We start from the raw sequence: 9,563 nt of genomic DNA on the forward strand, positions 1-9,563 counted from the left end.
GAGCGCGTGGCAAAAACCCTGGGTGATGCGCCCGACCGCACGGTTCCTGTAGGCATCGTCCATGGAAACTGCCCTGAGGACGCCGGTCTGGCGGCGGAATTCGTAAAGGAACTGACCGGGATCGAGGATATTATTATTAATGATATCAGTCCCAGCATCGGAACACACGCCGGTCCCGGAGCACTGGGAATTCTCTATTATGGAGAGGAAAAGAAAAACTGAAATCCGTCCGGAAACGCCGTTTCCTATAACAGACTGCTATTTCCCTGGACATATTTTCCCGGACATAAAAGGAGCGCAGCTTCGGCCCACCGGCCGGCTGCGCTCCTTTTATGATGTCGGCAGAAACGTCTCCTGCGAAACCCTCTCCGCTTCTTTTTACTGCTTGTTATTGATATAATTAACAAGTCCTTCCGCATCTATAATTTTCTGCATGAATTCAGGGAAGGCCTGCCCCTGGTAGGAGGTTCCCTTTGTCACATCCGTAATGACGCCGGAATCAAAATCTACCTCAACTTCATCTCCTGCCTCAATCGCTTTGGAGGCTTCCGGGCATTCGATGATGGGAAGGCCGATATTAATGGCATTCCTGTAGAAAATTCGGGCAAAGGTTTCTGCGATAACGCAGCTTACGCCCGCCGCTTTAATGGCTATCGGGGCATGCTCCCTGGAAGAGCCGCAGCCGAAGTTCTTTTCCGCAACAATGATATCGCCTTTTTTCACATTTTTAATAAAATCCTTATCGATGTCTTCCATACAATGCGTAGCCAGCTCCGCCGGATCGGAGGAATTCAGGTAACGGGCAGGAATGATTACATCGGTATCTACATTATCGCCGTATTTGAATACGGTTCCTTTTGCATTTTTCATTTCTCTAATCTCCTTTGCTTACTTTACAGCTGGCAGGGGCAGGAAATCTTTCCTGTCACAGCGCTTGCCGCAGCTACGGCGGGGCTTGCCAGATAGACCTCGGAATCCACATGGCCCATACGTCCCACGAAATTACGGTTGGTGGTGGATACGCATCTTTCACCGGCTGCCAGGATTCCCATATAGCCTCCAAGACAGGGACCGCAGGTAGGTGTGCTCACAACCGCGCCCGCTTCGATGAATATTTTCAGAAGGCCCTCTTCCATCGCCTGAAGATAAATAGCCTGTGTGGCGGGAATGATGATGCAGCGCATGCCGGAAGCCACATGGCGGCCCTTAAGGACCTCTGCGGCACAGCGCAGGTCGCCGATACGTCCGTTGGTGCAGGAACCGATAACTACCTGATCTATTTTCACATCCTCTGTGATCTCGTCGATGGTTTTCGTGTTTTCAGGCAGATGAGGGAATGCGATAGTCGGGCGCAGAGCACTTAAGTCGATGGTATATTCCTCATCATAAACGGCATCTTCATCCGCTTCATAAACCACCGGTGTCTTCATGGAGTGCTCCTTCATATAAAGCAACGCCTGATCATCCACCGGGAAAATACCGTTCTTTCCGCCGGCTTCAATAGCCATATTGGCAATGGTAAAACGGTCGTCCATGGTCAGGCTGGCAATTCCGTCTCCCACAAATTCCATAGATTTGTAAAGAGCGCCGTCCACGCCGATCATACCTATAATATGTAAAATCACATCCTTGCCGCTCACCCATTGGGAAAGCTTTCCGGTAAGGTTAAAACGGATGGCTCCGGGCACCTTGAACCATGCTTTTCCTGTGGCCATTCCGGCAGCCATGTCCGTGCTTCCAACGCCTGTGGAAAATGCGCCCAGCGCGCCGTAGGTACAGGTATGGGAGTCCGCGCCAATAACTACGTCGCCAGCCACTACCAGGCCTTTTTCCGGAAGAAGGGCGTGTTCAATTCCCATTTCCCCCACTTCAAAATAATTGGTAATCTGGTTGCGGTAAGCAAATTCCCTGACGCATTTGCAGTGTTCCGCTGATTTGATATCCTTGTTGGGTACAAAATGATCCGGTACCAAAGCGATTTTGTCTTTGTCAAAAACGCCGTCTACCTTCATTTTTTCCATTTCCTTAATAGCTACGGGACTGGTAATATCATTGCCAAGCACCAGATCCAGATCCGCCTCGATCAGCTGGCCCGCTTCCACTCTTTCCAGGCCGGCATGGGCTGCCAGAATCTTCTGTGTCATTGTCATTCCCATAATTTTTCTTTCCTCCGTTTCTGCTGTTTTGCCAGCATCTGTACAGGCCGCTCCCGGGCCGTTCGATAAATTTAGTGTATCATAACCCCGGCCTCAGGGAAAATACTTTTCTTTCATGTTTACTATAATTACAAGTTATAGTATAATTTCATAAAATACAGTGTAGTTATAGGAGTTGGTTCAATGGAACAGAATCTGAATTTATACCATATTTTTTATACGGTGGCCAAATGCCGGAATATATCCGGGGCGGCACGGCAGCTTTTTATCAGCCAGCCGGCCATCAGCAAAGCGATTTCCCGTCTGGAGCAGAATCTGAACACCACTCTGTTTCTGCGTTCTTCCAGAGGGGTCAGGCTGACGGAAACAGGGGAAATCCTTTTCCGGCAGGTGGAAAGCGCCTTCGACGCCATCTGCCAGGGGGAGGAACAGCTGCGAAAGGTGCAGGAGCTGGGAATGGGCCATCTTTCTATCGGCGTAAGCTCAACTTTGTGCAAATATGTACTGCTTCCCTATCTCAGCCGTTTTACCAGGGAAAATCCGCATATCCAGATCTCCATTTCCTGCCAGTCCACTTATCAGACCATGGAGGCGTTGGAAAAAGGGACTGTGGATATCGGGCTTATCGGGGAGAATGAGCGGATGGAAAAGCTTGTTTTTTATCCGGTGCAGGAAATTGAAGATATTTTTGTCTGCACAAGGCGTTATCTGGAAAACCTGTGTAAAAGGGTATCTTTTCCCGGAAAGCCGTCGGCAGGGGATTTGATTTCCCATGCGACGCTGATGCTTCTTGACAAAAAAAATATTACCCGACAGTATATGGACAAGTATCTGTTCAGTGAAGGTATCAGCGCCGCACAGATACTGGAAGTGACCTCCATGGATCTTCTGATTGATTTTGCAAAAATCGATTTGGGAATCGCCTGTGTCATTGAAAGCTTTGTGCGGGAGGAGCTGGAAAGCGGAAGGCTGATACGGTTGGCGATGCCGGTATCCGTGCCTGTCAGGAAGGTGGGGTTTGCCTACATAAAAAATGCGGCCTTTTCATCTACTGCCGGGAAGTTCATGGATTTCTACATGGAATGCTGTGAAGGAAATGGGAAGTTATGATTAGATTAAAAAAGAGACTGGGGAATGTATCTAACCGCAGTCTCTTTTTGTGTGTAAATGTTATTATGTAAGCAAATCCAACCCGAAAGAGGGGGGATTGTTTACGGGGTTTTAGTTTTCGATCAGTTTGTTGGTGTCGTTCCAGCTGTAGAGTTTGCGGAGTTCTGCACCGGTTTTTTCGAGCTGGTGGGAGGCTTCTTTTTTCTTCATGGCGTTGAAGTGAGGGCAGCCTACCTGGTTCTCAAGGAGCCATTCTTTTGCAAAGGAGCCGTCCTGGATGTCGGAAAGGACTTTCTTCATGGCTTTCTTGGTGTCTTCTGTTACGATCTTGGGGCCGGTGATGTAATCGCCGTATTCTGCGGTGTTGGAGATGGAATATCTCATTCCGGCAAAGCCGCTTTCGTAGATCAGGTCAACGATCAGCTTCATTTCATGGATGCATTCGAAGTATGCGCTTTCGGGTTCGTAGCCTGCTTCCACCAGTGTTTCGAAGCCTGCTTTCATCAGCGCGCATACGCCGCCGCACAGCACTGCCTGCTCGCCGAACAGGTCGGTTTCGGTCTCTTCACGGAAGGTGGTCTGGAGAACGCCGGCTCTTGCTCCGCCAATTCCCAGTGCGTATGCCAGTGCCAGGTCATGTGCCTTTCCTGTGGCATCCTGCTGTACTGCGATCAGGCAGGGAACGCCTTTTCCGGCCTGGTATTCGCTTCTTACGGTATGTCCGGGTCCCTTGGGTGCGATCATGGCAACGTCAATATCAGCCGGAGGCTTAATCTGTCCGAAGTGGATGGCAAAACCATGTGCGAACATAAGCATCATGCCGGGTCTTAAGTTGGGTTCGATGGATTCTTTGTAAAGTGCGCCCTGCTTCTCATCGTTGATCAGAATCATGATGATGTCGGCTTTCTTTGCAGCTTCTGCAGCTGTATATACGGTAAGTCCCTGTGCCTCTGCTTTCGCCCAGGATCTGGAACCTTCATAAAGTCCTACAATGACGTTACAGCCAGACTCCTTCAGATTCAGGGCATGTGCATGGCCCTGGCTGCCGTAACCGATTACTGCGATTGTTTTATCCTGTAATAAAGACAGGTCACAATCTTCCTGATAATAAATCTTTGCCATTTTTCTTTCCTCCATTTTGTTTGAATGACTATATAACTGAAAGGCCGCAGCGATGGCTGTACCTCAGAGTCCTGTTATGCTTCGGGCGCAGCGCGTCCGGTATTGTGTGTTGCTGTCCGGTAATTCCTCCGCCGTCCGGCGGAAGGGACTGTTAAAACATGAAAATCAGACGATGGAGCAGTAATCTTCCAGGTAAACCACATTCCCGGTTCCACGTCCCAGGCCTGCGATGCCTGTTCTTGCCAGCTCCAGGATTTCGTAATTGCTCAGAAGATTGATGCAGGCGTCCACCTTGCTCTGGTTGCCTGTGATCTCCACAATCAGGCTTTCCTGGCCCACGTCAATAATGTTGGCGCGGAATATGTTGGTGATGGCTATGACGTCCTGCCGCTTTTCGGCGCTGACCTTGACCTTTATCAGCGCAAGCTCGCGGTAAACGCTTTCTTCGGGCTTCAGTTCCCTGATGTCCCGTACATCCACCAGCTTGGAAACCTGCTTCTCGATCTGTTCCAGGATCTCATCATCGCCTTTGGCGACAATGGTGATTCTGGTAATTCTGGGATCGGCAGTTTCACCTGCCGTTATGCTTTCAATATTGTAGCCGCGTCTGGAGAACAGGCCGGATATCCGGCTCAGAACACCCGATGTATTATCTACAAGCAGCTGAAACACTTTTTTACGCATTTTATGTACCACGCCCCTCTTTGTCCGAAGGCCCGAAGGCCCGTCCGGTGCTGTCTTTTCAAACTATTCTAGCAACATTTCCAACCCTTGTCAACGTATGATAGTCAGTCATACTTTTTATAACCTCTGGTTATGGTTATATTAAAATACTGAAAAATACGTTATACAAGCAACGGTATCCCATGTGTACGGAACGCCGTTTTAAATGTCATTTTCCAGGCATTTGGGAAGTGCCAGGGTTCCGGTGCGGGCTACCTCCACGATGCTAATGGACTGGAGCATTGTGAGGAAGAGCTGCACTCTTTCCGGGGTGTCGCATATCTGGATAAGCATCATGTGCTTGGACATGTCCACGATGGACGCATGCATGATAGCGCAGTTTTCCATAATATCCTTACGGTTGTTGCGGTTGTACTTTACCTTGACAAGCATCAGTTCGCGGCTGATGCTGGACGTTTCATCAAAGGTCTTTACCTTGATGACATCCAGCTTTTTATTCAGCTGCTTCTCGATCTGTTCAATGGTCCGCTGGTCGCCGCTGCTGACAATTGTCATGCAGGATACAGCCGGGTCATCCGTCTCTCCTACCGCAAGGGAATTGATATTAAAGCATCTTCTGGAAAACAGGCCCGCTACCTTGCACAGGACACCGGATCTGTTTTCAACAAGAACAGAGTATATTTTTTTCATTCCGCCACCTCCATGATTATTTTACCAGATCCATCGGGTCTATCATGCATTCCATAAGATAAGAGCAGTCATCCTTCAGGAAGGCGTCCAGCGCCCCGTCAATTTCTTCATTGCGGCTGACCCTGATAAAAGGAATATCATAGGCCTCCGCCAGCTTATCCAGATGGGGTGTTCCCGCAATGTCAACCACCGAGTACCTGTCTTTATAGGAGTAATGCTGATATTCCCTTACCATGCCCAGATAGTTGTTGCGAAGGACCACTATTTTCACCGGGATATGGTACTGCTGGATGGTTGCCAGCTCCATCATGGACATCTGGAAGGAGCCGTCGCCGCATACGGCGATTACCTGCTTGCTCATGTCGCCCAGCTTTGCGCCCATGGCGGCCGGAATGGAATACCCCATGGTGCCCATACCGCCGGAGGTGAGGAAACGCCCTTCCCTGACCACATGGAAAGCGCAGGACCAGATCTGGTTCTGGCCCACATCAGCCACATAGACGCCGTCAGGCTTCATTTTTTCTGAAATGCGGTGAATCAGCACTTCCGGATCCACATAGTCCGGATTGGGCTTCCGAAACTGCTTCATGCTGCTTTTGTAGCCCTCCAGGGTATGGAGCCATTCTTCATGCTCGCAGTCAATTTCCTGTTTTTCAAAATCTTCAAAAATGTATCTGGCATCTCCTACTAATGGAATGGTGGGACCGGCATTTTTGCCGATTTCAGCCGGATCAACATCAATATGTACCAGAACCTTGTCATGGGTGATCAGGTCGGGCTGGTTCACGGAACGGTCCGCCACACGGGCACCTACCATAATGAGCAGGTCCGATTCATTCATGGCGCGGTTGGCATAGGATTTTCCGTTATTTCCCACCATGCCGAAATACATGGGATGCTCCGTGGGCATAACGCCGATGCCCATCATGGTGGAAACCACGGGGATCCGGAACTTTTCGGAGAATCTGCGAAGCTCTTCGCAGGCGCCGCTGAGGGTAACACCGCCGCCGGCATAGATCAGAGGGCGTTTTGCCTTTTCCAGCTCACGGATAACCTTCTTGATCTGCACCGCATGGCCCTTGACCGTAGGCTTGTAGGTTCTCATATTCACTTCATCCGGATAACGGAATTTGGAGATTTGGGCATTCTGGATATCAATGGGGACGTCGATGAGGACAGGCCCCTTTCTTCCGGTATTTGCCACATAAAAGGCTTCCTTGAAAATTCTGGGAATATCATTCACATCCCGGACAAGGTAGCTGTATTTTACAAAGGATTCCGCCGCGCCCGTAATATCGGCCTCCTGGAACACATCGCTGCCAAGCAGCTCGCTGTTCACCTGTCCGGTAATGCAGACTAGGGGTATGCTGTCTGCAAAGGCTGTTGCAATGCCGGTGATCAGATTGGTCGCCCCGGGACCTGAGGTCACGGCGCATACGCCCACCTGGCCGGTCACTCGCGCCAGGCCGCTGGCCGCATGGGCCGCATTCTGTTCCGTCCTGATTAAAACAGTACTGATTTCAGAATCCAGAATGCTGTTATAAAAAGGGCAGATTGCCACACCGGGATAACCAAATACTTCCTTTATCCCTTCCAACTCCAGACACTTTACTATCGCATCCGCACCATTCATCTTCTATCCCTCCATTATTTTCTAAATTTGCCGAAAAACTCCGCCAGCGGAGCTATGACATCATTCAAATCGGAAATTGCCTCATTCAGGCTTTCAATGTCCATCTGGTCCACCTTCTTCATGGTCTGCTCCACTGCCAGGCTACTGGAATCCACCAGGGAATTGACATTGTCGGCCACATCCCCCAGTTCATCCAGCGCATCCTCCGCCATGGTCAGCGCCGTCGAGGCCTGCTCCAGAGTTCCTGAGGCCTGATCCAGCGCCCTGGTCAGCCCGGGAAGCACACAGGCCACAAATAGGAGGACAAGCGCTGCCAGAACCAGATTGGAAACCGCAAATATGCGGGTGAAAAACAGCTGCTTTTTTTGTAAGGCCGTCCGTTTTTCATCGGATTCCTTCAGCTGCTCCATCAGCTGCCTCACGGCCAGCTCAGTTCCGTCAGCCTCCCAGAGCTCGTCATGCTGGCTGTCATGGGGAAGATCATCCCACAGCTCTTCCTTTGGTCCTTCCGGCTCCCTTACTGCCTCTTTTTCATTCATTTCCATAGGTGCCTCCCATTCCCTCCCGGATACCCAGAAGGCGTCTGGCCAGTCTCACCGCATCCGCGGCGTCCCGGGCATAACCGTCCGCATGGATTTCGTCCGCATATTCCTGCGTAATGACCGCGCCGCCGATAATGATCTTGGCATCCAGGCCTTCTGCACGGGCCAGCTCTATCACGTGTCTCATTTCCTGCATCGTGGTGGTCATCAGCGCTGACAGGCCGATAATGGAGGCGTGATTTTCCATGGCGGCGCGGACGATGGTTTCCTTGGGAACATCCTTGCCCAGGTCAATGACCTGAAAGCCGTAATTTTTAAGCATGAGAGCCACCAGATTCTTGCCGATGTCATGGATATCGCCTTCCACCGTGGCTATGACCACAACAGGCATCTGCTCCCGCGCGCCTCCTGCCGAAAGCAGGGGCTCGAGAATGCCGATTGACAGCTTCATGGCTTCCGCGCTGGAAATCAGCTGCGGCAGGAAATATTTTCCCTTATCGAAAAGCTCTCCTACCTGATTGATGGCAGGGATCAGGCAGCTATCCAGCAGTTCCTTAGCCGGAAGCCCTGCATCCAGCGCCCGGCGGGTAATCTGCCCAATGCCGCTCCGGTTTCCTTTAAGAACTGCGTTATAGACATCGGAGGAGGGGGAAGCTTCTGCGGGCTGCGCCGCTTTTGTTTCCTTTGAGACGGCCTTTGCGGGCGCTGCCTGGGCGCTGACGCCTGTGCAGGAGGCCGCGTACTCGATATAACGCAGATCGCTGCCTTCCTTGTGAAGAAGCATATCCGATGCAAAAGCGCTGGCAACAAGCAGCTCCGAAGAAGGATTGGCAATCGCCATGGTAAGCCCTGCCTGGATTGCCATCGTCAGAAAGACGCTGTTTACATAGGCTCTCTGAGGCAGGCCGAAGGATATATTGGAAAGCCCGCATACGGTCGCCAGCTGTTTTTCCCTGCAGTAACGGATGGTTTCCAGGGTTTCCAGCGCCGCATTGGGATTGGCTCCTACTGTTGTGACCAGGCCATCCACAATGATATCTTCCTTCGTAAGTCCGCAGTCAATGGCCCGCTCCAGAATTTTACCGATAATGTCCTTCTTTTCCTGCAGGCTTTCGGGGAGTCCCGCGTCGGATAAAGGAAGAAGGATAAACATGGCGCCGTATTTTTTTGCCATGGGAATCAGCTTTTCGAACTTTTCCGTTTCCAGGGAAATGGAATTGATAAGCGCCCTTCCGGGATAACGGCGCAGCGCAGCTTCTATTACGACAATATGGCTGGAATCGATGGAAAGAGGCAGCTGGCTGACTCCCGCCACCTCCTCCATGGCTTTCAGCATCATTTCCTTTTCGTCAATACCGCTCATGCCCATGTTGACATCGAGAATGGAAGCACCGCCCTCCTCCTGTTCCTGGGCAAACCTGGTTACCATTTCAAAGCTGCCCTCACGGAGCTCGGCCTGAAGCATTTTTTTGCCGGTGGGATTAATTCGTTCTCCTATGATAAGAAAGGGATCCTCCAGCCCGAAGGCAACCGTCCTGCGTTCGGAGGCCAGGAAGCGGGTTCCTTCCGGCCGGCGGCCGGTCCCGGCCGGCTTTACGGCATGGAAAGCTTTATGCAGGGCGGCGA

The 9,563-nt window shown here is 51.1% G+C and carries 10 protein-coding genes; 2 read left to right on the forward strand and 8 right to left on the reverse strand.

The features are described from left to right. Positions 1–222, forward strand: a 222-nt coding sequence (locus tag HMPREF1548_RS16260; RefSeq protein WP_021637435.1) for a DegV family protein, incomplete at its 5' end; no start/stop codon positions are given. Between the two features lie 156 nt (positions 223–378). On the opposite strand, the gene leuD is transcribed toward HMPREF1548_RS16260, so the two are convergent. Both leuD and leuC read right to left on the reverse strand, forming a co-directional pair. Beyond that, complete coding sequence (leuD, locus tag HMPREF1548_RS16270) at positions 379–870, reverse strand: 3-isopropylmalate dehydratase small subunit (RefSeq protein ID WP_021637437.1); 492 nt, start codon at positions 868–870, stop codon at positions 379–381. Between the two features lie 23 nt (positions 871–893). Beyond that, positions 894–2,156, reverse strand: a complete 1,263-nt coding sequence (gene leuC, locus HMPREF1548_RS16275; RefSeq protein WP_021637438.1) for a 3-isopropylmalate dehydratase large subunit — start codon at positions 2,154–2,156, stop codon at positions 894–896. Positions 2,157–2,339: 183 nt separating this feature from the next. On the opposite strand from leuC, the gene HMPREF1548_RS16280 reads away from it, so the two are divergent. Further along, on the forward strand, positions 2,340–3,266 hold the full coding sequence (locus HMPREF1548_RS16280; RefSeq protein ID WP_021637439.1) for a LysR family transcriptional regulator: 927 nt from the start codon (positions 2,340–2,342) through the stop codon (positions 3,264–3,266). 111 nt (positions 3,267–3,377) lie between these two features. Here the strand turns inward: HMPREF1548_RS16280 and ilvC are convergent, their stop codons facing one another. The 6 genes from ilvC to HMPREF1548_RS16310 form a co-directional block, all read right to left on the reverse strand. Next, positions 3,378–4,442, reverse strand: coding sequence for a ketol-acid reductoisomerase (gene ilvC, locus HMPREF1548_RS16285; protein ID WP_081745438.1), 1,065 nt, complete (start codon positions 4,440–4,442; stop codon positions 3,378–3,380). A gap of 111 nt (positions 4,443–4,553) precedes the next feature. Next, positions 4,554–5,072: an acetolactate synthase small subunit gene (gene ilvN / locus HMPREF1548_RS16290; RefSeq protein WP_021637442.1), complete on the reverse strand. Its 519-nt coding sequence runs from the start codon at positions 5,070–5,072 to the stop codon at positions 4,554–4,556. A gap of 201 nt (positions 5,073–5,273) precedes the next feature. Then, positions 5,274–5,762: an acetolactate synthase small subunit gene (gene ilvN, locus HMPREF1548_RS16295; protein ID WP_021637443.1), complete on the reverse strand. Its 489-nt coding sequence runs from the start codon at positions 5,760–5,762 to the stop codon at positions 5,274–5,276. Between the two features lie 16 nt (positions 5,763–5,778). Then, the gene (ilvB, locus tag HMPREF1548_RS16300) at positions 5,779–7,395 is read right to left on the reverse strand and encodes a biosynthetic-type acetolactate synthase large subunit (RefSeq protein ID WP_021637444.1); all 1,617 of its coding nucleotides are present in this window, start codon (positions 7,393–7,395) and stop codon (positions 5,779–5,781) included. 14 nt (positions 7,396–7,409) lie between these two features. Beyond that, positions 7,410–7,940 carry a hypothetical protein gene (locus tag HMPREF1548_RS16305; RefSeq protein ID WP_021637445.1) on the reverse strand — a complete coding sequence of 177 codons (531 nt, stop codon included), beginning with the start codon at positions 7,938–7,940 and terminating at the stop codon, positions 7,410–7,412. Continuing rightward, positions 7,927–9,563, reverse strand: a 1,637-nt coding sequence (locus HMPREF1548_RS16310) for a cobalamin-dependent protein (RefSeq protein ID WP_021637446.1), incomplete at its 5' end; no start/stop codon positions are given. The genes HMPREF1548_RS16305 and HMPREF1548_RS16310, both read right to left, overlap by 14 nt.

Origin of the sequence: Clostridium sp. KLE 1755, assembly GCF_000466465.2 — a bacterium.
In the GTDB taxonomy this organism is placed as follows: domain Bacteria; phylum Bacillota; class Clostridia; order Lachnospirales; family Lachnospiraceae; genus Eisenbergiella; species Eisenbergiella porci.